Here is a 26,926-nt window from a genome sequence, read left to right on the forward strand (position 1 = left end):
ACGGGGAGGGACCGCTCGTTTTTGGCGCTGTGGCTCACTCCACGAAGTACGAGCGGGGTGTTCGCCGGAGGGAAATCTGGGTCAGCGGGTGATCGCCTTGGTCTCAAGGAACTCCTCGATACCGGCGCGGCCCATCTCCCGGCCGTTGCCGGACTGCTTGTAACCACCGAACGGCGCCTGGAAGTTGTGCTCCCCGCCGTTGACGTCGACCTGTCCGACGCGCAGCCGCCGGGCGATCGCCATGGCGTGTTCCTCGTCGCCGGTGACGGCGGCGCTGAGGCCGTAGATCGTGCCGTTGGCGATCTCGACGGCGTGGTCGTCGTCCGTATAGGGGATCACGACGAGAACGGGGCCGAAGATCTCCTCCTGCGCGATGACGGATCCGGGGTCGACGTCGGAGAAGATCGTGGGCCTGACATAGGCACCCGTCTCGAAGCCCTCCGGCCGGCCGGGCCCGCCGACCACCAGGGTGGCGCCGTCGGCGACACCGCGCCGGATGTAGCCGTCCACGCGCTCGCGCTGGGTCTCCGAGGCGAGCGGACCGATCCGGGTGGCCTCGTCGGCGGGGTCACCCACCGTGTACTCGGCGGCGGCCGACCGCAGCATCTCGACGACTTCGCCCTGGAGGTCCTGGGGAACGAGCATGCGGGTATGGGCACCGCAGGCCTGACCGCCGTTGGCCCAGGCGAAGGCCAGTCCGCGGGCGACGGCGAAGTCGAGGTCCGCCTCGGGCAGGACGATGTGGGCCGACTTGCCGCCCAGTTCGAGCGCGACGCGCTTGACGGTGTCCGACGCGGCCACGGAGACCCGCTTGCCGGCGGCGGTGGACCCGGTGAACGAGACCATGTCGATCTTCGGGTGCCGGGAGATCGCCTCGCCGACGACCGGACCGGTGCCCTGCACGACGTTCAGCACGCCGTCCGGGAGACCCGCGTCGGTGGCGATCTCCGCGAACATCCGGGCGCTCAGCGGCGAGATCTCCGAGGGTTTGAGCACCACGGTGTTACCGGCCAGCAGCGCCGGTACGACCTTGGTCACCAGCTGCTGGAGGGGGAAGTTCCACGGGGTGATGGCACCGACCACGCCGACCGGCTCCCGGACGATCAGCGAGTTCTCCACCACCTCCGTCCACTCGAACCGCTCGGCCGCGGTGATCGCGGCGAGGGTCGAGGCCACGGGGAAGCCCGCCTGCGCTTGGCGGGAGAAGCCGATCGGGGCGCCCATCTCCTGCGTGATCGTGGCCGCTATGGCCTCGGAGTGCTGCTGCATCCCCTCGGCCAGACGCCGTATCACGGCGATACGGTCCTCGGCCGCGGTCGCCGACCATCCGGGGAAGGCGGCGAGCGCCGCGTCCACCGCCTTGTCGACGTCCTCGGCCGTGCCCTCGTGCACGGAGGCGACCACGGAAGCGTCGGCCGGGTTGAGGACGTCGATCAGCGGCCCCGAGCCGGGCACGGCACGGCCGTCGATCCAGTGGGACGGGGCGGGAAAGGGGACCTCATGGTTCGTGTTCATGCCCGCAAGGCAACACCGGCCGTCCCAGGGCATCCATGCTCCGCCATGCCCATGATCCGGGTCACAGTGCCGCAGGTCCGGAAAGCGGCAGCCGGGCCGCACGGCCCATGACATCGCCGTGCCGGCGCCGGCGGGACCGCGGTGTCACAGCACCGGCCGTCGCACGGTCGAACCGGTGGGCGGCACCACGTGCCACCCCTGGGACGCGTTCGTGACGGGGGGCGATCCGCGACGCTCCGGCGAACGGCCGCACGGCGGCATGAGCCCGGCGCGTCGCCCGCACGGTCACGGACCACCTGCCCGGCGACGGCCTGAACCGCCCTTCCGTGCTGCGGGCGTCGGCCCCACGAGGATACGAGAGCGTCGTCGGCGGGAAGGAACCGTGAAGCCCGCCGCACGGCTCCGGCGTACCTCACGATGCGCCGTCGGCCCGGCTTGGCCCGGCTCACTGCGGGCCGCGGCGTGTCCGGCAGCGTCATCGGGGAGAGGGAGGTGCCGCTCGTGGACGGTGCGGACGGGGACTTCGCAGGGCGCAGGATCGAGCGGGGGAGTGGACCGACGGGATGCCCCGTCGCACGCGGAAGCGACGGCGTCTGGCAGGTGCGCGGATACGACGCGGCCCGCGCCGTGCTGCGCAGCACCGACACCGACCAGGCGGGGCTCGGCATCGAGACGGTCGAGAAACTCCCGTCGCGCATCCGGCGGCCGGTGCTCTACCGGGACGGACCCGAGCACCGTGAACACCGCCGGCAGACCGCCCGGTTCTTCACACCGCGCCGTGTCGACGAGCACTACCGGGACGTCATGGTCCGCGCCACCCGGCACCAGCTCGACCACCTCACGGCCACCCGCCGGGCCGCCCTGTCGGACCTGAGCTTCCGCGTGGCGATCGACGTGGCCTGCGCCGTCATCGGGCTGACCGAGAGCCGGCCCGGCATCGAGCGGCGGCTGGAACGCTTCTTCCCCGAGAAGTTCGGTACGCCAGGGCTGACCAGCCTCCACGGCATCCACTGGATGGTGCGGCAGAACATCAACTGGCTGCGGGTCTATCTGGGCGACGTACGGCCCGCCGTGCGCACCCGCCGCCGTAGCCGCCGCGACGACCTCGTCTCCCATCTGCTCGACGAGGGCTGCTCGGCCCAGGAGGTCCTGGGTGAATGCCTCACCTTCGCCGCGGCGGGCATGGTCACCACCCGCGAGTTCATCAGCGCGGCCGCCTGGCATCTGTTCTCCGATGCCGCGCTGCTGGCGCACTACCGGTCGGCGGACGAGGCCGGCCGGCTCGGTGTGCTCAACGAGATACTGCGCCTCGAACCGGTCGTCGGCCGCCTCGGCCGCCGTACCACGCGGCCCCTCGACCTGCCCGGCGGCGAGGAGACCGTGACCGTACCGGCCGGTGAGCGCATCGACATCCTCATCGACCACACCAACCTCGATGAGCGAGCCATGGGTCCGCGACCGTGGTGCGTCCGTCCCGGGCGGGCCACGAACGACGGCGTCGGCTCGCCGGGGCTGTCCTTCGGTGACGGCCCGCACAAGTGCCCCGGTGCCCATATCGCGCTCCTGGAGACGGACACCTTCCTCAGCGGGCTGTTCGCCCTGCCGGGACTGCGCATGGCGACCCCGCCCACGATCGGATTCCTCGACGGCATCGGAAGCTACGTACTGCGCGACTGCGTCGTGGAGATCGGCACCGCGGCCTGACCGCCCCGCCCGGCTCCTCGTGGCCGATGCGCCGTCCGAGAACCCGGTCGGGGTGGGCGCGGCTCGCCGGGCGGGCGCATCCTGGAGGGGGGAGCGGGCCGCGCGGCCGTGTCCCGCTGCGGCGGCATGCCGGGCGTGCGGGGTGATATGCGGTGCCGAGAGCCCCCTCGGGAGTGACCATGAGACTTTCCTTCCTCGAACCCCTCTACCAGCAGCCGGGTCCCTTCGCGTCCGTCTACGTGGACACCTCCCGCGATGCCGCCGTCGACGACCCCGATGCCGCCATGGAGCTGCGCCGGCGGCACCTTCGGGACGCCCTGACGGCCGAGGGAGCGGACCGGGACTCCGTCATCGCGGTGGCCGACACGGTGGGCGGTGACACGGAGGTCCCCGGCACCCACGGCCAGGCGGTGTTCACCGCACACGGGAACCTGGTCCTGTCGGACGAACTGCCCGCTCCACCCGCTCGGGACACCGCGCACTTCGGGACCCTGCCGGACACCATGCCGCTGATCGTCCAGCACGCGCCCGGCATCCCGTACCTGGCCGTGTCCGTGCACTACACCGGCCGTCACGCCACGGACGCCGCCGGCACCGTACGGATCGACGCCGAGGCCGGCACCTGGCCGCTGACCCGGGTCACGCCCGGACACCGTCTCCACGAGGAGATCCCGGTGACCGACTGGCTGAACGCCGCCGCGGAGGTGGGCCGGGAACTGGAGGGCCACGCACGGCGCATCGACATCGAGACGGTGGTCGTCGCGGGCGACGTCTGGGCACGCGGCATCCTCGTCCGGCGGCTTCCGGCCGGCCTGCGCGAGCAGGTCGTCACGGTCGCAGGCGCGGGCACCTCCCAGCCCGGGAGGGCACTGCTGGAGCGGCAGCTCGACGACCTCTTCCGCGGGCGGATGGCCGCCCGCGACCGGGCACTGCTCAGTGCCTTCCTCGCCGCGCGAGCCCACGGCGGAGCGGCCACGGAAGGACTTGCCGCCGCCGTGTCCGCCCTGCAACGCGGCCGGGTCAAGGCCCTCTTCCTCAACAACCACCCGGAGTCGCCGCTGCGCCTGTGGATCGGCCCGGAACCGGGCCAACTCGCCCTCACCGCAGACGAACTGCGCGTCTACGGGACACGAGAGGTCGGCGAGGAGCGGGCCGACGCGGCCCTGGCCCGCGCCCTCGTCGGCACGGGCGCCGAACTGGTCGTGGTACCCGAACATGAGCTGCGGCTGCGGGAGGGCGTGGGCGTGCTGCTGCGCTACTAGCCCGCCTCCGGCGCCGGAACGGGCTTCCGGCGGGGGCACGGTGGTGGCCGCCGCCCGTGGTCACGGGCGTGCCCCCTGCTCGTCGCGCCGGGGAACGGTGGCGCCGCCGCCGGCCCGCACGGCGTTCACCACCGCCTGGTGCAGATGGCGGCTCTCCTGCCGGGAAGGGCACGGCAGCGGGCTTCCGGCCAGGGTGAACCAGCGGGACGTGCCGCTGTACTGGACCAGCACCTCGGCCCGCCTGCCGTCCCAGGTCGTACGCACCGTCAGGTCCCCGGTGACGATCCCCGTCTCGTCGGTGCGGGCACCGCCCCGCCCCGTGAACACGCCCGTCGTCGTCCATGACGTCCCTACCATGGCCTTCGCCTTCCTCTCGGCTTCCCCCTCGGGCCCTTCATCCCTTGAGGACGCCCAGCGGCACCAGGCGGGCCACGAGGCGCCCCAAGTCGTTGTGTTCGCTCGCCCGGACCACGGCATCGACGTCCTTGTACGCCTCCGGTGCCTCCTCGGTGACGCCGCGCCAGGAGGCGGGGCGCACCGCGACCCGCGCGTCGGCCAGTTCCTGGCGCAGTCTTCGGCCGGACATCTCACGGTGGGCGCGATGCCGGCTCCAGACGCGGCCGGCGCCGTGGCAGCAGGAGTCGAAGGCCCGGTTGCCGGTGACGCCGGTCATGACGTACGAGGCGGTGCCCATCGTGCCGGGCACGAACACCGGCTGGCCGAAGGGGCGCAGCGCGTCCGGCAGCTCCGGGTGGCCGGGCGGCAGGGCCCGGGTGGCGCCCTTGCGGTGGACGCACAGCAGGGGACCGCTGCCGCCGTCGCCGGTGGGGCGTTCCAGCCTGGCGAGGTTGTGCGAGACGTCGTAGAGCAGGTCCAGGCCCGCACCGGTCACCTCGCGGAAGGCGCCGCGGGCGGCGTCGGCCAGCAACTGGCGGTTGGCGCGGGCGTAGTTCGCGGCGGCCGCCATCGCCGCCAGGTAGGCGCGGCCCGCGGGCGAGTCGACGGGCGCGCAGGCGAGCTGCGGGTCGGGCACGTCGATGCCGTACCGCCGCATCACGCCGTCCATGGCCCGTACGTGGTCGGCGCAGATCTGGTGCCCCAGGCCCCGCGAACCGCAGTGGATCATGACGCACACCAGGCCGGTACGCAGGCCGAAAGCCCGCGCACACGTCTTGTCGTGGACGGTGTCGACCGCCTGGATCTCCAGGAAGTGGTTGGCCGACCCCAGACTGCCGACCTGCCGGGCACCGCGGTCCAGCGCGCGTTCGCCGATCTGGGCGGCATCGGCGTCGCCGACGGCTCCGCCGTCCTCGCAGCGGTCCAGGTCGCGCGGTACGCCATGGCCCTGCTCGACCGCGTAGCGGGCCCCGCCGCGCAGGACCTCGTGCAGCTGGGCCCGGCCCGTCAGGTGCCACAGGCCGCCGTGCCCGAGCCCGCGTGGGACCAGCGCGTCCAGACGGTCCATCAGCGCGGGCAGTCTCCGCAGCAGCGCCGAGCGGTCCACGTGCGCGGTGAGCAGGCGCACCCCGCAGGAGATGTCGAAGCCCACTCCGCCCGGCGAGACGACTCCGCCGCCGTCGACGTCGGTCGCGGCCACACCGCCGATCGGGAAGCCGTAGCCCCAGTGGATGTCGGGCATGGCGTACGAGGCGCGGACGATGCCCGGGAGCGTGGCGACGTGGGCGACCTGGGCGAGGGCCTGGTCACCGGGCTCGTCCGGCAGCAGCTCGCGCGGCGCGAGGACGGCTCCGGGCACCCGCATGGCGCCGGTCCGTTCGATCCGGAACCGCCAGGGCCCCTCCGCCGTCAGCCGGATGTCCATGTCGCATCGGCCTCCTCGGCGAGCCGTTCCGGCGCGGGAGCCGGACGGGCGTCACACATCCAGGGTCACCCGGCCGACCCACCCGTGCGAGTCCTGGACCAGCGCCAGCCCGTGCAGGGCCACGGCCTTGGGTACGGCCCCGGTCTGTGTGGCCGTCGAACTGCCGCACATCGTGCACCGCACCCGCACTCCGCCCGGCTCCGGCGTCACCGCGACGTCGGACGGCAGCTCGTCAGCGGCGTCCATGCGGTAGATGATCTCTTCGAGCACCCCGGCCAGGAGCCGGTCGTCGTCCACGGCGGACACCACGTACTCCCGTACGGTGCCCGGCGCGTGCGCGGGCAGCTCGGCGAAGCTGCCGACCATGCCGCCCACCGCCTCCGCGATGCACTCCTCACGGGTCGGCGCCCATGCCTCGACCCGCAGATCACCGGTGTGCGGAACACTGCGATGACCGCACGGCGGCTGCCCAGGCCCGGCACGGGCCATACCGCCCTGCCGCACACCCTGTGGCCGCGCGGATGCGGACCGGCCCGCTCCGGCGGGCTGCCGCGCCCGTGTCGTACGGGCACCGTCATGCGGCTCACCTCCGCGGACGCGAACGCGTGAAGCCATGTGTCTCACCTCCCCACCCCGGCGGCGGCGGGGACTTGGCCGGCCGAACCGTGGCGGGGGAGTCAGGCGCGATGTGCCGGGGTGTCGGTCTCGTCGGACGGGCCGTGAAGGCGCCCGGCCGACTGCCGGGTGGGGGACTTTCGGTGCTCGCCGCGCACGCCGAGGTCGACCGCGGCCCGCTGCATCGAATGGATCATCCCGTCCAGCTCTTCGATGCAGGCCCGGACGCGCTGGGCCGCGAAGTCGTCGGTGACACGGGGCAGGGCACCGGCGAGGCTCAGCCCTGCCGAGAAGATCCGGTTGATCGCGTCGGACAGGATCCGGCTCATGAGCGGGTCCGCCGGCATCCGGCCGGGATCGCACCGGGCGACGGGTGCCACCTCGTCCCGTAGGCCCGGGGGCACACCGTCGACATGTGGCCCGCGCAGCCGTCGGCCGATCGACTCACCCGCGAGAAGGCCGTAGAGCCGCATGATCCCGAGGTCGCGCTCGGACGGCTGTCCCGGCTCCGACATGTGTGTCGAGACCATCCCGACCAGTCGCCCCGCGCAGTCCACCAGAGGTGTGGACTGAACGGCCCGTACCCCGGCGGCACGGAAGATCCCTTCGTGCCGCGCCATGCCAGGGGCGGCGCGGACATCGGCCACGACCTCCTGGTCGCCCCGCCGGGCGGCTCGACCGCACACGCAGTGGTCGTCGTCCACCACAGCGAAGTGGTCGAGGAACCGGGGACCGAAGCCGCACTGGGTGACCAGGACCAGCGAGCCGTCGCAGGGGTCCACGACCTGGACGTTGCCGAAGTCGGCGCCCACCAGGTCCATGGCCGTCCGCATCACACGCACGAGCACCAGGCCCAGGTGCGGGGCGTCGCGCAGTTCCGCCGCCCCGTCCTGCAAACGCCGCAGGGCGGACGGGTCGTCCAGGGCGAGGCAGACACATGTGCCGAGCTGATCGGCTCGCACGGCGTCCGCCACCACGTCGGCCGGCCGCGGTGACGTCGCACGGTGGGAAACCGTCACATGCTCCAGCGGACCCGCGAGAATCTGGGAACGATCCGGCAGCATGGCACCACGCCCTCGCTCGGGTGCTCTTGCGGACACCAGCAGCTTACGTCCCCGGTGCCACCCGGGACAGTCGGCCCGGCCCGCCCCGCGGCCCGGGCCGACGGAACGGCGCACGGCCCCGCCCGCCGGTGGCCCGGCCCGTCACCCTCGAAAACGTGCGGACCACAGGGGTTCCACCAGGTCCCATTCGGCGTCCCACTGCGCATACCTGCGCCGGTCGAGGGCCACGCGCAGGGCCGCCCGTGCCGCGTAGCAACCGGCGGCCACACCGACGCCCGCCACGCCGCCCACGAACCAGCCGTTGGACTGCGCGGCGAGCGTGCTCATCGGCGGGCCGGTGATCCGTCCGTCCCGGTCCACCCACACCCGCACGGTGGCGCCCCCGGGTGTTCCGGACTCCACGAGCGCGGTTCCCTCCCTCGCCCTGCCGTCGGCGTCGGTCCAGCGGACGAGCGCGGGCTGCCTGCCCGTCGTCGGATCGCCCTGGACGCCCGCCGCCAGGCGGGTCGCGACCTCGTGCCGCTGGGCCGCCTGCGCCGTCACGGTGCGCATCGACGCCTCGTACGCCGCCTGTCCCGCGCTGTACGCGGCCACGGGCACGCCGAGGACGAGGAGGACCATCAGGACCCGGCTGAACCAGCGTTCGAGCCTGTCGGACGCGCGTGTGAGGGGGTTCGCCCCCCGAGCCGCCCGCGGTCTGCGCGGCGGGGGCGGACCGGACGTGTACGGCGAATCCGGTGTGCCCATGCGTCGCCCTCCAGCACATCACTGGTCCGTTCACCCACTCGGTACCACCGTCGGACGGCGGCACACGTCGCCCACAGGGCCGAAGGTCCCCGCAAGGCCGGCCGGACGGCTCGGGTTCCCGGTCGCCGCGCCCCGGTTCGGCGGCGCTCGCTCGTCCGTCAGGCCGGGGCGTGGAGCCCTGGTTGCTCGGTGCCCAGACGGCTCAGCGCCTGCATGGCCTCCCGCTCGATGCGGGAAAGGTCGCCGAGGAGGGTTCCGGCCTGAACGAGGTGCCGTGCGTCGCCCGACTCCCCGGCCTCGGCGATCAGTGCCGCGACCTGCGTCCACAGGGTGGCCGCCTCGGCGTAGCGGCCGTGCCCGGTGCGCAGACGGCCGCTGTCGAGGTGGTGGGTGCATTCGGCGAGGAAGTCGCGGTACAGGTTGCGGAACAGGGCGCCGCCGGTGCCGGCCCGCTCCATCAGGTGGGCGGCCCGCGGCAGGTCCCGCCGCGGGTCGTCGGTCCGCCGCAGCCATGTGCCGACCAGCTTTCCGGCCTTCTCGATGCCTCGGTGGCCGAGGTTGGCGATGGGCGGGTTCAGGAAGGCGTCGGCGCAGGCGGTGACGGCGGCAACGATACGGTCCCGCAGGGAGGGCAGGTCGCTCGCGGCGGTGAGGGTGAAGGACCGGTGTCTGGCGGTCATCGGGCCGCGCGCCGCCCGGGCCTGGGCGAGGCTGGTCAGACTGGTGGACACGGCCCCGCCCTGCTGGTCGGTGTCCACCAGATGGGCGTTGCGGTCGTCGTAGCCGTACAGGGCGACGACATGCCCGCCGAAGTGCACCTTCGAAGTGAAGTAGTCCAGGTGGTAGCTGTCGAGTTGCAGCCCGACGGGGTGGCCGGCGTCGACCTGGGCCACCACGTTCTGCCAGGCCCTGCGCGGGGAGGTGGTCTCCTGGACCACGAGTTCCAGCCCGAGCACACGGGCCAGGTTTCTGGTGAGGTCGAAGGGTCTGACCCGCCCCCCGAGGAAGGGGAAGTCCATGTTCTTGCCGTCCCAGTAGACGAAGGACAGCCCGCAACCGAGGCCGAAGAGCATGGGCTCGGACAGATCGAGTCCCTGGTGCCGCAACAGCACACCCAGCGCCGTCGTCTCGCAGTGCCGCATACCGCGGGCATCGATGTCCGTCACCGTGGTCATGTCGTGCTCTCCTCGACGGGGATGATCAGAACCAGGGTCACACCAGGTGGCGCGAGCCGTCAGCGGTGTCGACGGGAGTTGAGCCGGGCGGCCTGGCGGGTCAGATGGTCGCGCTCGGCCAGGTCGGGTGCCTTGCGGGCCGCCTCGGCGTACAGCCGTGCCGCCGTCGCCGGGTCGCCGTCGCGTTCGTGGAGGTGCGCCGCCACCGCCGCATGGCGTGGCAGTGCGGGGTCCAGGGCCGCGAGCGCCGCCAGGCCCGCGCGCGGCCCGTCGGCCTCGCCGACGGCGACGGCGCGGTTGAGCCGGACGACCGGGCTGTCGGTCAGGCGCACGAGTTCGTCGTACCACTCGACGATCTGCACCCAGTCGGTCTCCTCGGCGGTGGGCGCGTCCGCGTGGAGCGCGGCGATGGCGGCCTGGGCCTGGAACTCGCCCAGCCGGTCACGGGCGAGCGCCGCCTGGAGGATCCCGACGCCCTCGGCGATCGACGCGGTGTCCCACCGGCCGCGGTCCTGCTCGGCGAGCGGGACCAGGCTGCCGTCGGGCGCGGTCCGGGTGGCCCGCCGGGCGTGATGGAGCAGCATGAGGGCGCGCAGCCCGGCCACCTCGGGGTGGTCGATCGCCGCCGCGAGCTGCCCGGTGAGCCGGATCGCCTCGGCGGCGAGGTCGACGTCGCCGGAGTACCCCTCGTTGAAGACCAGATACAGGACGCGCAGCACGGTGGCGACATCGCCGGGCCGGTCGAACCGCACACCGGAGACGGTGCGCTTGGCCCGGCTGATGCGCTGCGCCATGGTCGCCTCGGGCACCAGATAGGCCGCGGCGATCTGGCGGGTGGTCAGCCCGCCCACGGCGCGCAGCGTGAGCGCGACCGCGGACGACGGCGTCAGAGACGGGTGGGCACACAGGAAGTACAGCTGGAGCGTGTCGTCCACCGCGGGGGTGGGGCCGGGCGGCGGCTGCTCCTCGACGACGTCCTCACGCCGGCGGCGTGCGGCGTCCGCCCTGGTCGCGTCGAGGAACCGGCGCCAGGCCACGGTGACCAGCCAGCCCTTCGGGTCCCGCGGGGGGTCGTCCGGCCATACCCGGACCGCCTCGATCAGCGCGTCCTGCACGGCGTCCTCGGCCGCCGCGAAGCCGGCTCCGCGGCGGACGAGGACCGTGAGCACGCTCGGCGTGAGGCTCCTCAGCAGGGCCTCGTCCATCACAGATGGCACTCCGGGACGGTGGGCGGCGCGACCAGGAACGGGCGCAGCTCCAGCCACTCGTGGATCGGCTTCCCGCCGGCACCGGGCGCGGCCGACAACTCCCCGGCCAGCTCGACGGCGCGCTCGTAGCTGTCGACGTCGATCACCATCCAGCCGGCGATGAGGTCCTTGGTCTCGGCGAACGGGCCGTCGGTGACCGGCGGGCGCCCCTCGCCGTCGTACCGGACGAACGTCCCCTCCGGAGAGAGCGCCTGACCGTCGACGTACTCGCCGGTCGATTCGAGCCGGGCCGCGAAGTCCCGCATGTACTGCATGTGCGCCGAGATCTCCTGCGGCGTCCACTGGTCCATCGGTACGTCGTTGACCGCCGCCGGAGCGCCGCGGTAGTGCTTGAGCAGCAGGTACTTGGCCATCGTGTGTCTCCTCGGTGCTGGTGCGACCCATTGTGGTCACGTTCACCCCGGGGACGGAGCCGGTCACGGGATCTCGACATCGCCGTGCGGACTTTTTTTCGCGCTCTCACGGACGGGCCTGGCCGAGCCGTCCGAGGCTGTTGCCGCGATGGCTCGGCACGGCCGTCGGCGGTAGCATTTTTTGACTGAACAGTCGAGGCTCGCATCTTCCAAGACCCTCGACATCCCGGACCTGCGGTCTTCGAACCCCTGATGTTCGACCGGTGATGGGATGCACATGGGCTGGCTCACCTTTGGATACTTCGTAGCGTATGTTCCCTACGCCATGCTGGTGAAGGCGCTCGCCAGCGGGGTGACCCCGCTGTCGTCCCAGCCGGTCAGCGGCTTCGAGATGCTGCCCGCGGCCGTCCTCGGGCAACTCGTCGCCATGGTGCTGTTCCTGTGCGTGACGGGCCGGTGGCGGCACATGCGCCGCATCGGGATCGGCGGGCGCCGGATTCCGGCGGCGGGACGGGAGACGCTGGCGGCCGGCTTCTTCACCTCCCTCATCATCGGTGCCACCACGATGAACTACACCTTCGCCGGTGTCTCCATCCTCTTCATGCTGCTGCTGATGCGGGGCGGCGTCCTCATTCTCTCCCCGCTGATCGACCTGTCCGACGGCCGCCCGGTGATGAAGCACTCCTGGCTGGGGCTGGTCCTCAGCCTGATCGCGGTCTCCGTCGCTCTCGGTGATGTGAACAGCTACCACCTCACGCTGGCCGCCGTGCTGAGCGTCCTCGTCTATCTGGTCGGCTACCTCGGCCGGTTCGACATCATGAGCCGCGTCGCCAAGAACGGTGTCGTCGCAACGGACCGGCGGTTCTTCGTGGAGGAACATGCCGCGGCACCGGTCTGGCTGGCCGTGCTGCTGGGCGCCGGAGCGCTGGCCGGGCAGCCACAGCTGGCCGCGGGTTTCACCACGTTCCTCACGACACCCGCAGCGTTGGCTGCGGCGGGGATAGGCGTGGCCTACGAGGTACTGTTCGTCTTCGCTTCGCTGATCTACCTCGACCGGCGCGAATACACCTGGGGTGTGCCGGCGTGGGCGTTCGCCAGCCTGATGTCCGGCCTGGTCGGTTCCTACGCGCTCGCATGGCTCGCCGGACTCGCTGCTCCGGGAAGCAGTCAGCTCATCGCGCTCGCCTTCGGCGTCGCCGCGGCCGCGGCCCTGGCCTGGCCGTCGGCCGCCCTGTGGCGGCGAACCCGCGGCACGGGCGCGGCCTGCCGGGTGCTGTTCGTGTGCGGTGGGAACACCTGCCGCTCGCCCATGGCGGAGGTCATCGCGTGGGCCCAGGCCGCGGAGGCGGGCCTCGCACACGTCTTCCGGTTCTCCAGCGCGGGTGTCGCCACGCCGCTGCCCGCACATCCGATGGCCGTCGGTGCCCGCTCCGCGCTCGCCGACCTCGCTCTGCGGCGGGTGCCCGGCCGGGGAAACCCCCGCCGTCACCGCGCCCGCCCGGTCACCTCGGAGCTGTGCCTGGTCAGCTCCGTCATCTACTGCATGACCGGAGCCCATCGCGACAGGGTGATCGCCCTGGCGCCCGAGGCCGAGAGCCGTACCCTCCGGCTGGACCCGTACGGTGACATACCCGATCCGGACGGGCAGTCCCCGGAGGCGTACCGGCAGTGCGCGCAGCACATCCAGCGCTCCGTCCACGTCCGCCTGCGCGAGCTCGCCGAGTCCTACGACCCCCGCGGTATCACCTCGGGACGGGGGTGAGGCAGGGATGACCCACGGGCTGCGCGACGGCCTGTCCCTGATCACCTCCCGGCACTGCAAGCGGGCCTTCGTGGACCGGGTGGTGCCCAAGGACGACCTGGTGGAGGTGTTCCTCGCCGCCGCTCACGCGCCGTCGAGCCGCAACACCCAGATGTGGCAGGTGACGGTGGTGACCGGCGGCAGCCTGAAGGCGCTGGTGGACGCCCTGTGCGAGGCGTTCGACCGTGGTGACCCGCCTCGCCCGGACTGCACCAGCCGGCCCGCGTCGCTCGACGAGGCCGTCGAGCGACGCGCCGAACAGGCCGTGACCGGGGTGCTGTCGGCCAAGGGGCACACCGTCCCGGACCGTGCGGCCGCCCGGGCGCACCTGCGGGACAACCTGCGCTTCTACGGGGCTCCCACCGCCCTGGTCTGCCATCTGCCCCGGAACGCGGTGCAGGGCACCTTCCTGGAGCTGGGCCTCTTCCTGCAGAACGTCATGCTCGGACTGGTGGCCAGGGGGATCAGCAGCTGTCCGCAGTTCAGTGTCGCCGGTTACGGAGACGTGCTCCGGGCGAATCTGGGAATCTCTGCGGACCGGCTCGTCGTATGCACTATGGCTGTCGGATACGCGGACGAGACAGCCCCGGTCAATCGGTTCGTCCCACGGCGAGCCGGTCTGGAGGAGTACGTCCAGTGGCGCGAGTGACGAGCGGATACGCGGCCCCCCTCGGGCACCGGGCCCGGCTGGTCGCGGTGGCCGCCGAACCGGAAGACCTCGCCCCCCGAGCGCTGCGCGGCCTCGCCGCGGTGGCGGACGAGCTGGAGGTCCGCGCCGACCTGGTCGGCGACCCCGATCCGTCCCGGCTGCGGCGGCACTTCACGGGGCAGCTGACCTACAGCCTGCGCTCCGCGCGACAGGGCGGGCGCTCGGCCGCCGGCACGGTGGAACGGCGCACCCGGCTGCTGCGCGCCGCCGACCACTACGAACTGGTCGATCTTGAGGCGATGGACGACGCGTGCCCGGAGCTGCTGGCGGCCATCCCGGCCCGGCAGCGGCGTCTGTCCTGGCACGCGTCCGAAGGCGCGGGCAGGGCCGAGGGCGTGGGGCTGCGGGAGGCGGCCCGCAGACTCCGGGAGCGGTTCGCCGCGATGTCCGCCGTGCCGGCGGCGCTGTACCTCCTCGTGCCGCGGTCCGGCGCACAGTACGGGTCCGCCGCCCCGCTGCTGCTCGCCGGGCTCCGACGCACCGACGTCACGGCGTTCGCGTCGGGGCCCGCCGGCCTGTGGACCCGGGTGCTGGCGCCGTGGCTCGGCGCGCCGGTCGTCTACGGCCGGGTCGGTGCGCCGGGGGCCGACGGCATGCCGAGCGCGGACCGGCTCCGGGCCGACTACGGTCTGCCCGCCCTGGCTCCGCTCAGCGCCCTGCTCGGCATCGCCGGGCGCACCCCGGGCAGGTCGTTGTCGCCCCGGCTGCACAACGCGGCGCTGCGGGAGCTGCGGCTGCCCGCGCTCTACCTGCCCTTCCAGGTGGACAGATTCCCCCACTTCTGGCAATGGGGCAGTGACTTCGGCGCGCTGGGCGGGCTTCCCCTGCGCGGCCTGACCGTGACCGCTCCGCACAAGGAGAGCGCGCTGCAGGCGGCCGACGTCGCCGACGCGGAGGCGTCGGGCAGCGGCGCGGCCAATCTGCTGTGGCTCGACGCCGGGCGCTGGCGGGCGGCCACCACCGACGCCGTCGGAGCCCTGCGGGCCCTCGCCCTGCACGGAGTCGACCCGAGCGGCAGCGAGGCCGCCGTCGTCGGCTGCGGCGGCGCCGGACGGGCGGTCGCCTGGGCCCTGCGTGCGGCAGGAGCCAGGGTGACCCTGGTCAACCGCGGTGCGGCGCACGGCCGGGAAGCCTCCGCGCGGCTCGGACTTCCCTACGTACCGCTGTCCCGTTTCTCCCCGGCCGGATACGACCTGCTCACGCACGCCACATCCCAGGTGGAGCGGGAGCCGTTCCCGGTCGCCGCGGCCGACCGGGACGCGGTGGTGCTGGAGATGGCCTACCGCGATCCGCCGACCGCGCTCACCCGCGCCAGCCGTGCCCGCGGTCTGCTCGACATCGACGGCTGGCAGGTCCTGTCCGTCGAAGTACGCGAGCAGTTCCGGCTGATGACGGGCCATCAGATGCCCGAGACGCCGCCGCTGCGCTCCCTGTGCCGCGGATTCGCCGAGCGGGCCGCCGCCCACGGCAGCACCGCGTCGCGGGGACCGGCACCGACACACCGCACGAGGCGGGAGACACCATGACCACCCGTCCGACAGCCCCGTCCGGACCGCCCACACCCCGCCCGCCCGGCACACCGGACGTGTCGGCACTGCTGGGGCACTGGGTCAACACCGACCGGCACACCGCGAAGGGCGCCCGCCTGCTGAGCGTCATGCGACAGGACGAAGGCGTGTACGTGCGGGCCTTCGGGGCCGGCGGCCCGCAGCCGGGCGACTGGGGTGCGGCACCGGCGGTCCTGTACACCCCACCGGGCACGCCGTCGGTCGCCTGGGCGTTCCGCGTCGTCTACGACATCGGCGCGCTGCGCACCGTCGTGTGCGCCTACCACAAGACGGGCATCCTGGTCGCGACCACGGCCACCGTCCTCAGCGGCGACGGCGCGGGTGCCGACCACTGGGCCCGCTCGTTCTTCCACCGGACGGAGGCGCGGGCATGACGGCCCACCCGGTCGATCCCTCGCCGCTGGCAGGCGACTGGGTCAACTTCGACACCACGGCCACCGGCATCGACCTGGTCGGTGCCGCGGTCGACGGCGGCCGGCTCATGCTGCGGATCACCGAACGAGGCGATCCGCAGACCTCACAGGCCACACCGGAAACCGCACCAGTCACCGGCGCCGTCCTGCCTGCGGTGCCGCTGGCCGATGACATCGACGTGTTCGAGGCCGTCGCCTTCCTCGCCGAAGGCCCGCTCGGCCCAAGGCAGGTCGTCCTCGCCGGCTACCTCAACCGCGGCCTGCTGACCATCGACGTGCACACCGTCCACCCCGCCCACGCGCGGCTGCCGAACGTGATGTACCGCGCCCACTTCTACCGCCTGGAAGGGCCCACCCCGACATGACCGACGACCTGTCCCGAGCCGCCGCAACGGTCCGCGACGCGGCGATCGGAGACGACCAGGCTGTTCTCGCCACCGCGGCGAAGCTCGCCGCGGACAGATTCGCCGCCCGCGCCGAGGAGTACGACCGCAAGGCCGTCTTCCCCGCCGAGGACTTCGAGGACCTGTTCGCCAGCGGACTCCTGGGCGTCACCGTGCCCCGGGAGTACGGGGGCCTCGGCTACGGTCCCCGGCAGCGCCACACCCTGCCCCTGTGGGAGATGACCACCGCGCTGGCCAAGGCCGATCTGTCGCTGGCCCGTTGCTGGGAGGGACACGCCAACGCACTGGTCCTCATCGACGCGCTGGCCGGCCCGGAGCAGAAACGACGCTGGTTCGCCGGCGTGGTGGACCGCGGCGAGAAATGGGCCGCCTGGAGCGGTGAGCCGCAGGCCCCGAAGCCGGGCGAGAGGCTCAGCTTCGGCACCACGCTGGTCCCCGTCCACGACGGCTGGGTCCTCAACGGCGGCAAGGCGTTCGCCACCGGTGCCACCGGAGCCCAGTGGGCGATCCTGCTCGTCGATCCCGACTCTCCCGGCGCGGCCCGCGGAAGCCGGGACGTCCGCGGGAGGCTCCTGCTGCTCGCCTGCGACCTGTCCGATCCGTCCGTGACCGTGGACGCTTCCTGGTGGGACCCGGTCGGCATGCGCGCGACGGTCAGCCACGCGGTGCGCTTCAACGACACCTTCGTACCGCGTGACCACGTCATCGGCGGCCCCGGAGGCTACTTCGAGGGGCAATGGCAGACCGCCTTCGTCCCCCATTACGCGGCGAGCTTCCTCGGCGGCGCCCTCGGCGCCTACGAGTACGGGCTCGGGTATCTGAAGCGGCAGGGCAAGAGCAAGGACCCTTATGTGCAGCAACGGGTGGGCAGCATGGCGATCGATGTGGAGACCGCCCGCCTCTGGCTGCGCCATGTGGCCGGTCTGTGGGACGAGGGCAGGCTCGACGAGGCCCGGATCGCCGGGGACAGGGCCTGGCATCTGATCGCGCGGACGACCCGGGAAACCGTGCAGCACGTCATCCAGGTGTGCGGGGCCCGCAGCCTGGTCCGGCCCAGCCCGGTGGAGCGGATCCTGCGAGACCTGACGCTGTATCAGCTCCATGACGTCGGCGATCACGTCCTGGCCACCGTGGGGCGTGCCGTGCTCGGCGAGCCGTACGACCCGTCCTTCCACACGCTCTGAGACACCACGGCCCTGCGAAACGGCGTCAGCGGTGCGGCCCCTCAGGCGACGCCGTCGTCGGGTGATCGGGGCCGTCCGGCGCCGTCGTCCCGCCGTGGCCGCCCCGGCCGTCGTGCCCGAGCGTGAGGGGCCGCCGACATCGGGTGCGGTCCTCGCCGCCAGCTCGGCGAGTCGTGTGCAGGCCTGCTCGATCTTCTCGTGGGCCTGGTTGCGCTCGGTGATCGCCGCGGCGAGCAGCAGCGCGGTCAGCGCGGCGGCACCGTTGAACGCCTGCAGAGCGATCATGTTGACGAGCAGACTGTGCCCGACGAACGGCCCCGTTCTGCGGGTGGCGGCGAGGATCGCGAACGTCGACACGGCCAGAGCGCACGGCGCTGCCCCGCTGCGCTGGAAGCGGAAGGCGGCCCAGATGAGCACCGGGAAGGCGAGGAAGACCAGCGGTGCGGGGGACGCTTCGAGGACGGCGACGGCGGCGGTGGCCAGGACCAGCAGACAGACCTCCACCCACCGGGACCGCGGCACGTCCTTCGGCAGGCGTGCCGTGCGGAGGATGAACAGGACCGGGGCGACCATGAGGACGCCCATCGCGTCACCGGTCCACCAGACCCACCACGTCAGCCAGAACCGGTCGCCCGGCAGCGCGCCGGCGAAGTGCAGCGTGCCACTGCCGACCGTCGCGCTGATGAGCATGCCGGTGAACGCGCCCAGGAGGATCAGCCCGAGGACGTCCCGCAAGCGGTTCATGCCGGTGCTGAATCCGGCCCGACGAAGCAGAGCGTACGAGCACAGGGGCGCGAGCGTGTTGCCCGCCGTGATCGCGAGCACGGCGGGTAGCGAAGGGCCGAGCGAGATGTTGATCAGGAACGCGCCGAGTGCGATCCCCGGCCACACCCGCCTTCCGATGAGCAGCAGCCCCGCCAGCGCGATGCCCGTCGGCGGCCACAGGGGCGTGACCTGGCCGCGCACGAGCTGCTGGAGCAGACCCAGCCTGCCCGAGGCGTAATACAGCGCGGCGACCGCGCCGATCTGAAGCGCGGTGATGCCACAGCGCCGGAGCATGTCACGGGATGCGACGCTCATCGGGAGGTCACTTCCTCCGTCTGGCCCCGTAGTTCATCATCCGCCGATCCCCCCGGCCACACCACCGCCTCGCCCCGGGCCGTCGCGTCGGGGCAGCGCCCGCTAGGGTCGCGGGGAACGGCGCGACAAGCCACAACGCTCCCGCACACGACAGCGCACCTGCCGCCTGTCAGGGGCGCGGGGAACGGCGCGACAAGCCACGACGCTCCCGCACACGACAGCGCACCGGTCGCCCGCTGGGGGCGCGGGGAACGGCGCGAGAACCCACGACGCTCCCGCACACGACAGCGCACCTGCCGCCCGCTAGGGTCGCGGGGACGCGGGGGTGCGCAGGGCGAGGATCGCCATGTCGTCGTGCCCGTCGCTCGGGTGCTGGTCGGCCAGCGTCCGCACGAAGTCCCGCAGGGGCAGCTCGGCGTGGGCGCGGGCCAGCTCGGCCAGTTCGTCCAGGCTTTCGTCGACGGGGTGACCGGGGTGTTCGATCAGCCCGTCGGTGAAGAAGACCAGGGTGGCGCCCGGCGGCAGGGCATGGATGTGGTCGGGGCGGGGCTGCGCGCTGCTCACGTTGAGCGGCAGCCCGGGCTCGGCGAACAGGTACTCCGCCCGCCGCCCGGGGCCGATCAGCAACGGCGGGATGTGCCCTGCGCTGCTCCAGTGCAGCCGCCAGGCGGACCCCGCGGGTTCGATGCGGGCCAGGCTGATGGTGGTGACCGGGTTGTCGGTGATGGACTCCAGCGTGCGGTCCAGCTGGGTCAGGCACGCGCTGGGCGGAGTGCACCGCTCGAACAGCAGGGCGCGCAGCATGTTCCGGGTGGAGGCCATGGCGGCCGCGGCCTGCAGATCGTGGCCGACCACGTCGCCGATGACGACCGCCACCGCACCGTCGGGCAGCAGGATCGCGTCGTACCAGTCCCCGCCGAGCCGGTTGGGTTCGGCGGCGGGCCGGTAGATCGCCGCGGCGTCGAACGGCCGCAGCTCGGGCAGCGTCGGCAGCAACAGCCGCTGGAACTGCTCGGATCCGGCGCGGACCTGCTCGAAGAGGCGGACGTTGTCGATGGCGATGCCGGCGGCGCTGGCCAGGGCGACGACGATGTTCTCGTCGTGGACGTCGAAGGGATGTCCGTCGCGTCGCTCGGACAGATACAGACCGCCGTAGATCTTGCCGCGGACGTCGACGGCGACGCCGAGCAGGGTGCGCGCGGCGGGGTGCCCGGGCGGGAAACCGGCCGATGCCGGGTGGGTGGGGAGGCGGTCGACCCGTAGCGGCTCGCGGTGACGGATCGCCTCCCCGAGCACCCCGAGGCCGCGGGGCAGCCCCACCTCGGCCAGGGCGTCGCGATCCGCGTCCGACAGCCCGACGGCGACGAACCGGCCGAACGTCTCGCCGGACTCGTCGAGCACTCCCAGCGCCCCGTACCGGGCGCCGACCAGTTCCATGGCGGTGGTCACGATCCGGCGCAGCACCGCCGGCAGCTCCACCTCCCGGGTGATCGCCACCACCGCGTCCAGCAGGCCCTGGATGCGTTCCTTGGCGGCGGCCAGGGCACGCAACTGCTCCTCGATCCGGCCCAGCTCGGTATCGAGACGCCCCAGCAACTCGGGGTGGCGCTCAGATGACACATCGATCACTTCCGGTTTCGCTGCCTCCCCGGCCCCCATTCAACCTCGGTCCGCACGGCGTAGGCGGGCGCGGTCACAGGGCGGCGTCGTCCCATTGGCTCAGGAGCCGGTCGACGAGGTCGGATCCCTGTTCCCGCAGGCCGCCGTGGAGGGACTGCTCGGCCCAGATCACCTTGCCCCGTGCGGTGTAGCGGGTGCCCCAGCGCTCGGCGAACTGGGCGACGAGGAACAGCCCGCGGCCGCCCTCGTCGGTGGTGGCCGCCCGCCGCAGGTGTGGGGAGGTGCTGCTGCCGTCGGAGACCTCGCAGATCAGGGTCCGCTCGCGCAGCATGCGCACCCGGATGGGCTGGCTGCCGTAGCGGATCGCGTTGGTGATCAGCTCGCTGAGGATCAGTTCGGTGGCGTATCCGATCTCCTCCAGTCCCCAGGCGCCCAGGATGCGGCCGCAGTCGGCGCGGATCGGGGCCACCGCCGCGGCATCGGAGGTGACGCCCCACTCGGCGACCTGGTCCCGGGCGAACAGCCGGGTGCGGGCCACCAGCAGGGCGACGTCGTCGTGGGGGCAGGCGGGCAGCGCCGAGCCGAGCACGTCGTCGCAGGTCTCCTCGGGGCTGCGGTCGGCACCCGAGGCGAGGGCGTCGCGCAGCGCCTTCAGACCGGTGCCGATGTCGCGGTCGGCTCCGGTCAGCAGCCCATCGGTGAAGAGCACCATCCGGGACCCCTCGGGCAGCAGGATCTCGGCCGTCTCCACGGGCAGTCCGCCGCCGGCGCCCAGCGGAGGGGAGGCGGGAACGTCGGGGAAGGAGACGGTTCCGTCGGGCCGCACGACGGCCGGCCCGGGATGGCCGGCCCGGGCGACGGTCACCCGGCCGGTGACGGGGTCGTAGATGGCGTACAGACAGGTGGCTCCGGTGATGCTCGCGCCGCCGTCCCCGGCCTCCTCGGAGTCGATGCGGCCGATCAGCTCGTCCATGTGCACCAGCAGATCGTCCGGGAGGAGGTCGAGGGCGGAGAAGTTGAGCACCGCGGTACGCAGCCGGCCCATCGTGGCGGCGGCGTGCAGTCCGTGCCCGACGACGTCTCCGACGACCAGCGCCACCCGGGCACCGGGCAGTCGGATGACGTCGAACCAGTCCCCGCCCACTCCCGCCTGGGCGGGCAGATAGCGGTGGGCCACGTCCAGGGCGGACTGCTCGGGTATGCCCTGCGGCAGCAGGCTGCGCTGCAACGTCACGGCCATGGTGTGCTCGCGGGTGTACCGGCGGGCGTTGTCGATGGACACGGCGGCCCGGGCGACCAGTTCCTCCGCGATCGACACGTCCTCCTGCTCGAACGGCTCGGGCGTCCCGGAACGCCAGAAACCGGCGACCCCCATGAGGACGCCCCGTGCGCGCACCGGGACCACGATCACCGAGTGGATCCCGTGCTCGACGACCCAGCCGGCGGCGACCGGGTCCTGCTCCCGCCAGCTCGCCGAGGGGCCGTTCATGAGCACGGGCTGCTCGGTCGCGAAGGCGATCCCCTGAGGACTGGCGGGGACGAAGTCGACCAGCCTGCCGACGTCGTACAGGAGCCGGTCGGCGCCGGCGGCGGCCGTGCGGCGCATCGTCGCACCCGCCGGTTCCCCGCCCTCGAGGATGGAGGCGACCAGGTCGACGGTGGCGATGTCGGCGAACCGGGGGACCGCGAACCGCGTCAGCTCCTCGGCGGTCCGTGTCACATCAAGGGTGGTGCCGATCTTGGTCATGGCGTCGTAGAGCATCCGCAGACGCCGTTCCGCCGCGGCCGCCTTGCCGGATACGGCCCGCAGCTCGGTCGTGTCACGCAGGGTGACCACGCTGCCGGCCTGGGCGCCATGGGGCGCGGTCGGTCTCGCGTTCACCGACAACAGGCGCTCGCCCACCCTGTGCACCTCGTCGGAAGCCGTCCGGCCGGAGATCAGCAGCTCGGCGATGTCCGCCTCAAGACGGAGGTCCGCAAGGGGGCGCTGCTCCGCGTCCCCGGGCAGCCGCAGCAGCCGCCGTGCCTCGTCGTTGGCCAGCAGCAGCCGCCCGTTGTCCCCGACGATGAGCACACCCTCGCGCGCGGCGTGCAGCACCGCGTTGTGGTGGTCGTACATCCGCCGCAACTCGGCCGGTTCCAGGCCGTGTGTCTGCCGCCGCAGCCGCCGGCTCACCAGCGCCGACCCGGCGGTCACCAGCACCATGGCGCCGCCGGCCGAACCGAGGACGAGGGGCAGTTCCCGGGTGACCCTGGCATTCGCGTTCCTGACCGTGATGCCCACCGAGACAAGACCGACGACCTTGTGGTCGGTGTCGACCACGGGAACGGTGGTGTTCACGGCCGGCCCCAGGGGCGTGGTGTACGTGGAGGAGTACGTCTGTCCGCCGAGCGCCTTGTGGTAGTCGCCGACCACATGCTTGCCGAGCATCTGCGGAAAGACACTGGTCCATTTGTAGCCGGCCGGGCTGAACGCGACGACGTAGTCGACCCCTGATGCCCTTCGAACCTGCTCGGCGCGCGGCTGCAGCAGTGCGCTCGGCTGGTCCGACTTCATGGCGGCGAGCGTTCCCGGCGCGTGCGCGAAGGTCTCCGCGGCGACGAGGGACCGGCCCTGTGCCTCCTCCAGGCTCGCCGAACGCGCCTGGAGCAGGAGCGCCACGACGGCCGCCAGACCGAACGGGATCAGGATCACCAACTGCAGCACGAAGATCTGACCCGCGACACTGCGCACGCTCCGTGAAGCGCGGCGACGCCGCCCCGGGGCAGGCGGTGAGGTCCCAGTGCCGGCGGTGTCCCCCGACCGCCCGAACAGGCTGGAGAGCCGTCCCATGGTTCCTTCCTAACACCGGTCGGGGGCGGGGGCGACCGGCTGTCCTGCCTGCCGCCGACCACATCGGCGGCACTGCCGTGGGCGTCAGGAGGCCCTGTGGTGCTGAAGGGCGTCGAGCGCCCGGTCGACGGGGCCGAGGACCGGCGCGGCCAGCTTGTTCGTGGCCTCGTTGTTGACCCAGCGGTGCGGCCTGGTCGGGGCGTAGACCTGGGTGAGCTTGACCTCGGCGCCCAGCATGCGCAGCCGGGACGGGCTGATGGCCTTCCGCAGCGCCTTGAACTCCTCGCGCTCCTCACGGGCGGCGTGCCGCGACACCGCACGCCGTACCTCGTTCAGCTGCCGCAGATAGCCGGCGCCGTCGGGGCCCGTGCGCCACAGCGCGATCAGCAGCTGTTTGGCCTCCCGCTCCTCGTCGCGGCGGCGGGCGGCCAGCTCACGGCCGTGCCGCAGGGCGCGGCGGGCGACGGGGTGCACATGGGCCTCTTCGGCCGCCTCGTGCACGGCGAGCAGGCGCATCAGCCGATCGAAGTTCCGGCGCCGCCACGGACCGGGCAGCGCGGCCCGCAGAAAGCCCAGTCTGATCTGCCGGTGCTGCCGGGTGAGCACGTCGACGGCGCTTTCCGCGCCCATGGCGCGGGCCACCCGCAGTGACCAGGCCGACGTGGTGTCCGCCACCCTGGCGGTGGCCTTCGCGGTGCGCAGCGGCCCGGCCGTCACCTGCGGCGCGGCGGGCTTCGTCAGGGTTCGCATGATGCCTCCTTGCTGCGGTCTCAGCGCTCGCGGGTACCCGCGAGCCGCCCCGCTGACGCACACCCGGCCTGATCGGTTGCGCCGCGGTGCGTGCCCGTGCGGGCCCGCACCGAGCGACCGGGCGGCGACCGGGCCGCCGACACCGTGCGCGGCGGCCCGCACACGGTAGGTCGCGGTGTGGAACTGCGGAGTCCTGCCCGAGCACATACGGTGGCGATGTCCGGTGAGACGGGTAGCTCCCATGGTCTATGTCTTCGCCCTGGCCGCCGCATGCCTGCTCGGCATCGGCTTCGTGCTCCAGCAGCACGCCGCCGAACGGGCGCCCGCTGCTGACGTCCTGCGTTTCCGGCTCCTGTGGGACCTCGCGCACAACGGTGTGTGGCTCGGCGGGATCGGGTGCATGGTGGCCGGGCAGCTGCTGAGCGCCGTCGCGCTCGCCAAGGGCGAACTGTCCCGGGTGGAACCACTGCTGGTCACCAATCTGCTGTTCGCCTTCGCGCTGGCGCGTCGGCTCAGCGGTCAGCGGATCGGCGCATCCGGCTGGGCGGGCGTCCTGCTGCTCGGCGGCGGAGTGATCGCCTTCACCCTGGCCGGACGGCCCAGCGCCGGCGCGGCGGCGGCAGGGGCCTTCCGCCAATGGATCGTGATCGGCCTGGTCATCGGCATCGCCCTCATCCTGATCGGTGCCGCACGTCATCTGCCGCTGTTCGAGGAGCCGCCGCTGCTGGCCGCCGCGGCCGGCATGCTCTACGGCGTGCAGGACGCCCTGACCCGCATGTCCAGCGGGATCATCGGCAGCGAGGGGGTGGTCGCGCTGCTCGTCAGCTGGGTGCCGTACACCCTGGTCGCGCTGGCCGTGACCGGCCTCATGCTGGTGCAGAGCGCCTTCGAGGCGGGGCCGCTGCGCATGTCCCTGCCGGCCCTGACGGCCGCCGAACCGCTCGCGGGCATCGCCTGCGGCGTCGGCTTCCTCGGCGACCGCCTGCGCACCGAAGCCCTCGCGCTGGCCTGGCAGGTCGCGGGGCTGATCGCCATCGTCGCCGGCGTCTTCGTACTCGCCCGGCACCCGGCCATGCCCGGCCGGGACGCGAGCGCCGAGAGCCGGTAGGGCGAACCGATGCGGCTATACGGCCGATGCCCGGGGTTTGTGCCGGGACGCGTGGAGGCAACTCCCTCCTCGACCCTCCGCACCCCCCGGCTCAGGAGTACCCCATGACCCAAGTCGCCGACTATGTGCTGCACCGCCTGACCGAGTGGGGCGTGCAGCGCGTGTACGGCTATCCCGGAGACGGCATCAACGGGCTGCTGGGCGCCTTCGACCGCGCCCGGGGCAATCCGGAGTTCATCCAGACGCGTCATGAGGAGATGGCCGCGTTCATGGCCTGCGCGCATGCGAAGTTCACCGGTGAGGTGGGCTGTTGCACGGCGACCTCGGGGCCGGGTGCGGTGCATCTGCTCAACGGGCTGTACGACGCCAAGCTGGACCACCAGCCGGTGGTCGCGGTGGTCGGCCAGCAGAAACGGCTCTCCCTCGGCGCCCACTACCAGCAGGAGGTGGATCTGGAGCGGCTCTTCGCCGACGTCTCGGAGTTCTGCCAGATGGTCGTGCACCCGGGACAGGCCCGGCATGTGATCGACCGGGCCTTCAAGACGGCTCTCACCACCCGCTCCGTCGCCACGGTCATCATCCCGAACGACGTGCAGGAGGAGGCCGCCCAGCCGTCGCCGCCCAAGACGCACGGCTCCGTCTTCTCCAGCGTCGGCTGGAGCCGGCCCCGGGTCCTGCCCGACCCCGGTGAACTGCGCAGGGCCGCGGACGTACTCAACGAGGGCAGCAAGGTCGCCATGCTGGTGGGCCAGGGTGCAGCCAAGGCCGAGGGGGAGGTCGTCGAGGCCGCCGAACTCCTCGGGGCGGGGGTCGCGAAGGCGCTGCTGGGCCGCGAGGTGCTGCCCGACGACCTGCCGTTCGTGACCGGCCCGATCGGTCTGCTCGGCAGCAAGGCGAGCGACGACATGATCCGCAACTGCGACACCCTCTTCGTGATCGGCAGCAGCTTCCCCTACGCGGAGTGGCTGCCGGACGAGGGCCAGGCACGCGGTGTCGAGATCGACATCGACGGACGGATGATCGGCATCCGCTACCCCATGGACGCCCATCTCGTCGGCGACGCCAAGGAAACCCTCAAGGCGCTGATCCCGCTGCTGCGCCGCAAGGAGGACCGCGGGTGGCGCGAGCGGATCGAGAAGGACGTCCGCGCATGGAACGACCTGTGCGACCGCTGGGCAGGGCAGCACTTCGAGGGCCTGATCAATCCGCAGGCGGTTGCGGCGGAGCTGTCGCCGCGGCTGCCGGACGGGTGCGTTCTGACGGCGGATTCGGGGTCGGGGACGAACTGGTGGGCGCGGCATCTGAAGTTGCGCAGGGGCATGCGGGCGTCGCTGTCGGGCACGCTGGCCACGATGGGTCCGGGGACGCCGTACGCGATCGCCGCGCGGTTCGCGTACCCGGACCGGCCGGTGATCGCGTTCGTCGGTGACGGCGCGTTCCAGATGAACGGCATGGCCGAGATGATCACCGTGAAGCGGTATCTGGACCGGCTCTCCGGTCCGGCGCCGTTCGTCTTCTGCGTGTTCAACAACCAGGACCTCAACCAGGTCACCTGGGAACAGCGCGCCATGGCCGGCGACCCGAAGTATCCGGCCTCCCAGGACATCCCGGACGTGCCCTACGCGGCATACGCCCGGTTGCTCGGCCTGAAGGGCATCCTGTGCGACGACCCGGCACGGGTCGGTGCCGCATGGGACGAGGCACTGGCCTCGGATGTGCCCGTGGTGCTGGAGTTCAAGGTCGACAGCGAGATCGCGCCGATCCCGCCGCACCTCATGAAATCCCAGGCCAAGAAGGCCGCCAAGGCGGCGCTGCACGACCGGGAACGGGTCGGCATCGCGGCCAGGGGCGTACGGCAGAAGATCACCGAGTACGCCGAGCACCTTCCGGGCCGCGGGGACCACACCCGCGGGTGAGGTCCGCACGGGGGA

At 72.6% G+C, this 26,926-nt stretch carries 22 protein-coding genes and 1 pseudogene; 10 read left to right on the top strand and 13 right to left on the bottom strand.

Annotation, left to right across the window (positions count from 1 at the left end; genetic code table 11):
* Positions 1–81: 81 nt before the first annotated feature.
* Positions 82–1,515: an aldehyde dehydrogenase family protein gene (locus tag ACIRFL_RS00985; protein ID WP_404022849.1), complete on the bottom strand. Its 1,434-nt coding sequence runs from the start codon at positions 1,513–1,515 to the stop codon at positions 82–84.
* Positions 1,516–2,007: 492 nt separating this feature from the next.
* Between ACIRFL_RS00985 and ACIRFL_RS00990 the strand changes: the two genes are divergently transcribed.
* Both ACIRFL_RS00990 and ACIRFL_RS00995 read left to right on the top strand, forming a co-directional pair.
* Positions 2,008–3,219: a cytochrome P450 gene (locus tag ACIRFL_RS00990; RefSeq protein WP_404022851.1), complete on the top strand. Its 1,212-nt coding sequence runs from the start codon at positions 2,008–2,010 to the stop codon at positions 3,217–3,219.
* Between the two features lie 179 nt (positions 3,220–3,398).
* On the top strand, positions 3,399–4,481 hold the full coding sequence (locus ACIRFL_RS00995; RefSeq protein WP_404022853.1) for a hypothetical protein: 1,083 nt from the start codon (positions 3,399–3,401) through the stop codon (positions 4,479–4,481).
* Between the two features lie 60 nt (positions 4,482–4,541).
* Here the strand turns inward: ACIRFL_RS00995 and ACIRFL_RS01000 are convergent, their stop codons facing one another.
* From ACIRFL_RS01000 to ACIRFL_RS01035, 8 genes are all read right to left on the bottom strand, one after another.
* Positions 4,542–4,838, bottom strand: a complete 297-nt coding sequence (locus ACIRFL_RS01000; protein ID WP_404022854.1) for a hypothetical protein — start codon at positions 4,836–4,838, stop codon at positions 4,542–4,544.
* Positions 4,839–4,875: 37 nt separating this feature from the next.
* Positions 4,876–6,303, bottom strand: coding sequence for an RtcB family protein (locus ACIRFL_RS01005; protein WP_404022856.1), 1,428 nt, complete (start codon positions 6,301–6,303; stop codon positions 4,876–4,878).
* Between the two features lie 51 nt (positions 6,304–6,354).
* The gene (locus ACIRFL_RS01010) at positions 6,355–6,792 is read right to left on the bottom strand and encodes an archease (RefSeq protein ID WP_404022857.1); all 438 of its coding nucleotides are present in this window, start codon (positions 6,790–6,792) and stop codon (positions 6,355–6,357) included.
* 188 nt (positions 6,793–6,980) lie between these two features.
* The gene (locus ACIRFL_RS01015; protein WP_404022859.1) at positions 6,981–7,937 is read right to left on the bottom strand and encodes a GAF domain-containing protein; all 957 of its coding nucleotides are present in this window, start codon (positions 7,935–7,937) and stop codon (positions 6,981–6,983) included.
* Between the two features lie 186 nt (positions 7,938–8,123).
* Complete coding sequence (locus ACIRFL_RS01020; RefSeq protein ID WP_404022861.1) at positions 8,124–8,603, bottom strand: hypothetical protein; 480 nt, start codon at positions 8,601–8,603, stop codon at positions 8,124–8,126.
* A gap of 284 nt (positions 8,604–8,887) precedes the next feature.
* The gene (locus tag ACIRFL_RS01025) at positions 8,888–9,904 is read right to left on the bottom strand and encodes a BtrH N-terminal domain-containing protein (protein ID WP_404022862.1); all 1,017 of its coding nucleotides are present in this window, start codon (positions 9,902–9,904) and stop codon (positions 8,888–8,890) included.
* A 59-nt stretch (positions 9,905–9,963) separates the two neighbouring features.
* A complete protein-coding gene (locus tag ACIRFL_RS01030) occupies positions 9,964–11,109 on the bottom strand; it encodes an RNA polymerase sigma factor (RefSeq protein ID WP_404023163.1) in 1,146 nt (381 codons plus the stop codon).
* Positions 11,109–11,525, bottom strand: a complete 417-nt coding sequence (locus tag ACIRFL_RS01035; RefSeq protein ID WP_404022864.1) for a YciI family protein — start codon at positions 11,523–11,525, stop codon at positions 11,109–11,111. Before ACIRFL_RS01035 ends, ACIRFL_RS01030 begins: the two co-directional genes overlap by 1 nt.
* A 325-nt stretch (positions 11,526–11,850) precedes the next feature.
* On the opposite strand from ACIRFL_RS01035, the gene ACIRFL_RS01040 reads away from it, so the two are divergent.
* From ACIRFL_RS01040 to ACIRFL_RS01065, 6 genes are read left to right on the top strand one after another with little or no spacing between them, the layout of a single operon-like run.
* Positions 11,851–13,287, top strand: coding sequence for a hypothetical protein (locus tag ACIRFL_RS01040; protein WP_404022865.1), 1,437 nt, complete (start codon positions 11,851–11,853; stop codon positions 13,285–13,287).
* 7 nt (positions 13,288–13,294) lie between these two features.
* Entirely contained in the window at positions 13,295–13,975 is a 681-nt protein-coding gene (locus tag ACIRFL_RS01045) for a nitroreductase (protein WP_404022867.1), read from the top strand.
* Complete coding sequence (locus ACIRFL_RS01050) at positions 13,963–15,561, top strand: hypothetical protein (protein ID WP_404022869.1); 1,599 nt, start codon at positions 13,963–13,965, stop codon at positions 15,559–15,561. The genes ACIRFL_RS01045 and ACIRFL_RS01050 overlap by 13 nt, the downstream gene beginning before the upstream one ends.
* Complete coding sequence (locus ACIRFL_RS01055) at positions 15,558–15,977, top strand: hypothetical protein (RefSeq protein WP_404022871.1); 420 nt, start codon at positions 15,558–15,560, stop codon at positions 15,975–15,977. The genes ACIRFL_RS01050 and ACIRFL_RS01055 overlap by 4 nt, the downstream gene beginning before the upstream one ends.
* Entirely contained in the window at positions 15,974–16,381 is a 408-nt protein-coding gene (locus tag ACIRFL_RS01060; RefSeq protein ID WP_404022872.1) for a hypothetical protein, read from the top strand. The genes ACIRFL_RS01055 and ACIRFL_RS01060 overlap by 4 nt, the downstream gene beginning before the upstream one ends.
* On the top strand, positions 16,378–17,604 hold the full coding sequence (locus ACIRFL_RS01065) for an acyl-CoA dehydrogenase family protein (RefSeq protein ID WP_404022873.1): 1,227 nt from the start codon (positions 16,378–16,380) through the stop codon (positions 17,602–17,604). The genes ACIRFL_RS01060 and ACIRFL_RS01065 overlap by 4 nt, the downstream gene beginning before the upstream one ends.
* A 270-nt stretch (positions 17,605–17,874) precedes the next feature.
* Here ACIRFL_RS01065 and ACIRFL_RS01070 read toward each other — a convergent pair.
* The 4 genes and pseudogenes from ACIRFL_RS01070 to ACIRFL_RS01085 all read right to left on the bottom strand — a co-directional run.
* Positions 17,875–18,684, bottom strand: a pseudogene (locus ACIRFL_RS01070) (MASE1 domain-containing protein); the annotation flags it as partial.
* 303 nt (positions 18,685–18,987) lie between these two features.
* The gene (locus ACIRFL_RS01075; protein ID WP_404022874.1) at positions 18,988–20,304 is read right to left on the bottom strand and encodes a PP2C family protein-serine/threonine phosphatase; all 1,317 of its coding nucleotides are present in this window, start codon (positions 20,302–20,304) and stop codon (positions 18,988–18,990) included.
* Between the two features lie 73 nt (positions 20,305–20,377).
* Positions 20,378–23,137 carry a SpoIIE family protein phosphatase gene (locus ACIRFL_RS01080; RefSeq protein WP_404022876.1) on the bottom strand — a complete coding sequence of 920 codons (2,760 nt, stop codon included), beginning with the start codon at positions 23,135–23,137 and terminating at the stop codon, positions 20,378–20,380.
* A gap of 84 nt (positions 23,138–23,221) precedes the next feature.
* Positions 23,222–23,887, bottom strand: coding sequence for a hemerythrin domain-containing protein (locus ACIRFL_RS01085; protein WP_404022878.1), 666 nt, complete (start codon positions 23,885–23,887; stop codon positions 23,222–23,224).
* Positions 23,888–24,128: 241 nt separating this feature from the next.
* Between ACIRFL_RS01085 and ACIRFL_RS01090 the strand changes: the two genes are divergently transcribed.
* Positions 24,129–24,995 carry a DMT family transporter gene (locus ACIRFL_RS01090; RefSeq protein ID WP_404022879.1) on the top strand — a complete coding sequence of 289 codons (867 nt, stop codon included), beginning with the start codon at positions 24,129–24,131 and terminating at the stop codon, positions 24,993–24,995.
* Positions 24,996–25,099: 104 nt separating this feature from the next.
* On the top strand, positions 25,100–26,911 hold the full coding sequence (locus tag ACIRFL_RS01095) for a thiamine pyrophosphate-requiring protein (RefSeq protein WP_404022881.1): 1,812 nt from the start codon (positions 25,100–25,102) through the stop codon (positions 26,909–26,911).
* The last annotated feature ends 15 nt before the right edge of the window (positions 26,912–26,926 follow it).

The sequence above is a fragment of the Streptomyces sp. NPDC102462 genome, assembly GCF_044765425.1.
GTDB lineage: Bacteria > Actinomycetota > Actinomycetes > Streptomycetales > Streptomycetaceae > Streptomyces.

Excerpts from the sequence above, each read along its gene's own strand:
- ACIRFL_RS01055 (WP_404022871.1), top strand. The coding sequence starts at position 15,558 with ATGACCACCCGTCCGACAGCCCCGTCCGGACCGCCCACACCCCGCCCG.
- ACIRFL_RS01000 (WP_404022854.1), bottom strand. The coding sequence starts at position 4,838 with ATGGTAGGGACGTCATGGACGACGACGGGCGTGTTCACGGGGCGGGGC.
- ACIRFL_RS00985 (WP_404022849.1), bottom strand. The coding sequence starts at position 1,515 with ATGAACACGAACCATGAGGTCCCCTTTCCCGCCCCGTCCCACTGGATC.
- ACIRFL_RS00995 (WP_404022853.1), top strand. The coding sequence starts at position 3,399 with ATGAGACTTTCCTTCCTCGAACCCCTCTACCAGCAGCCGGGTCCCTTC.
- ACIRFL_RS01020 (WP_404022861.1), bottom strand. The coding sequence starts at position 8,603 with ATGGTCCTCCTCGTCCTCGGCGTGCCCGTGGCCGCGTACAGCGCGGGA.
- ACIRFL_RS01045 (WP_404022867.1), top strand. The coding sequence starts at position 13,295 with ATGACCCACGGGCTGCGCGACGGCCTGTCCCTGATCACCTCCCGGCAC.
- ACIRFL_RS01040 (WP_404022865.1), top strand. The coding sequence starts at position 11,851 with ATGCTGGTGAAGGCGCTCGCCAGCGGGGTGACCCCGCTGTCGTCCCAG.
- ACIRFL_RS01065 (WP_404022873.1), top strand. The coding sequence starts at position 16,378 with ATGACCGACGACCTGTCCCGAGCCGCCGCAACGGTCCGCGACGCGGCG.
- ACIRFL_RS01095 (WP_404022881.1), top strand. The coding sequence starts at position 25,100 with ATGACCCAAGTCGCCGACTATGTGCTGCACCGCCTGACCGAGTGGGGC.
- ACIRFL_RS01080 (WP_404022876.1), bottom strand. The coding sequence starts at position 23,137 with ATGGGACGGCTCTCCAGCCTGTTCGGGCGGTCGGGGGACACCGCCGGC.
- ACIRFL_RS01035 (WP_404022864.1), bottom strand. The coding sequence starts at position 11,525 with ATGGCCAAGTACCTGCTGCTCAAGCACTACCGCGGCGCTCCGGCGGCG.
- ACIRFL_RS01085 (WP_404022878.1), bottom strand. The coding sequence starts at position 23,887 with ATGCGAACCCTGACGAAGCCCGCCGCGCCGCAGGTGACGGCCGGGCCG.
- ACIRFL_RS01060 (WP_404022872.1), top strand. The coding sequence starts at position 15,974 with ATGACGGCCCACCCGGTCGATCCCTCGCCGCTGGCAGGCGACTGGGTC.
- ACIRFL_RS01030 (WP_404023163.1), bottom strand. The coding sequence starts at position 11,109 with ATGGACGAGGCCCTGCTGAGGAGCCTCACGCCGAGCGTGCTCACGGTC.
- ACIRFL_RS01025 (WP_404022862.1), bottom strand. The coding sequence starts at position 9,904 with ATGACCACGGTGACGGACATCGATGCCCGCGGTATGCGGCACTGCGAG.
- ACIRFL_RS01090 (WP_404022879.1), top strand. The coding sequence starts at position 24,129 with ATGGTCTATGTCTTCGCCCTGGCCGCCGCATGCCTGCTCGGCATCGGC.
- ACIRFL_RS01005 (WP_404022856.1), bottom strand. The coding sequence starts at position 6,303 with ATGGACATCCGGCTGACGGCGGAGGGGCCCTGGCGGTTCCGGATCGAA.
- ACIRFL_RS01010 (WP_404022857.1), bottom strand. The coding sequence starts at position 6,792 with ATGGCCCGTGCCGGGCCTGGGCAGCCGCCGTGCGGTCATCGCAGTGTT.